Source organism: Micromonospora maritima (assembly GCF_902825405.1).
Classification (GTDB): domain Bacteria; phylum Actinomycetota; class Actinomycetes; order Mycobacteriales; family Micromonosporaceae; genus Micromonospora; species Micromonospora maritima.
Map to the genome: position 1 here is coordinate 1 of NZ_CADEAU010000882.1, position 1,186 is coordinate 1,186.

Annotated in this window: 1 protein-coding gene and 1 pseudogene; both read left to right on the forward strand. The window is 75.0% G+C overall.

What is annotated here, in order from left to right:
- Positions 1–753 (forward strand): mandelate racemase/muconate lactonizing enzyme family protein (locus HUW36_RS33235; protein WP_174531629.1); only part of this gene is annotated, 753 nt, incomplete at its 5' end.
- Positions 754–809: 56 nt separating this feature from the next.
- Positions 810–1,186, forward strand: a pseudogene (locus HUW36_RS33240) (glycoside hydrolase); the annotation flags it as partial.

The window sequence follows — 1,186 nt, forward strand, 5'->3', positions numbered from 1 at the left end:
GGCGTACCCCTGGTGCGGCTGCTCGGCGGCACCGCGCTGCGCGTCCCGACGGACGTCACGCTGGCCGCCGGCGACGCGGTCGACCTGGCCACCGCGGCCGGGCGGCGGCGGGCCGAGGGGTTCACCGTGCTCAAGCTGAAGGTCGGCACCGACGCCCACGGCGACCTGGACCGGGTCCGCTCGGTGCGCGCCGCCGTCGGCCCGGACGTCCGGATCCGGCTGGACGCCAACCAGGGCTGGACGCCCCGCGAGGCGGTGCGGGTGATCCGTGGCATCGAGGACGCCGGGCTCGACGTCGAGCTGGTCGAGCAGCCGGTGCACCGCCGCGACCTGGACGGGCTGGCCTGGGTCAGCGACCGGGTGGACCTGCCGATCCTCGCCGACGAGTCGGTCTTCGACGTGCGCGACCTGGTCGAGGTGATCCGTCGCCGGGCGGCCGACATGGTCAACGTCAAGCTGGCCAAGTGCGGCGGGCTCCAACCGGCCCGCACGCTGCTCGACCTGGCCGCCGCGCACGGCATGGGCACGATCGTCGGGTCGATGATGGAGGGACCGGTCGGCGTGGGCGCGGCCGCCAGCCTGGTCGCCGCCCACGGCACCACGGCCGTGTCGGACCTCGACGCCGCCTGGTGGCTCGCCTGGTCGCCGGTCACCGGCGGGCTCCGGTACGAGGGCGCGACCGTGCTGCTGCCGGACGCTCCGGGGCTCGGCATCGCCGACGTGAGTGAAGCTAAAGTTCAACGCCACGGTTGAGTGTCGTTGGAATTTTTCATAGGGTCGCCCGGAGACGTGTGGGAGGAGGGGTGCACATGGCGCCTCAGCCGGGCCACCAGGCCGTCGTACGGGTCGCGGTGGCGACCCTGTGGACCGCACCCGAGGCGGCCCGCGCGATCGACCGCCCCGCCCTCTCCGACCCACCCGACGTCGCCGGCTGGATCGCCGCGATGGACGCCGAGCAGCAGGTCGGCGACTGCGTCCTGACCCAGCTGCTGCTCGGCGAGCCGGTGCTGGTCACCGAGGTGCGGCCGGACGGCTGGGCCCGAGTGGTCGCGCTCGGGCAGCCCGCCGCCAAGCTCGACGTCCGCGGCTACCCGGGCTGGCTGCGTACCGCCCACCTCGCCGCGCCCGCCGACTCCTCGCCGTCCGCCGGCACGCTGGTGGTGGACGTCGTCCGCACCACGCTGCG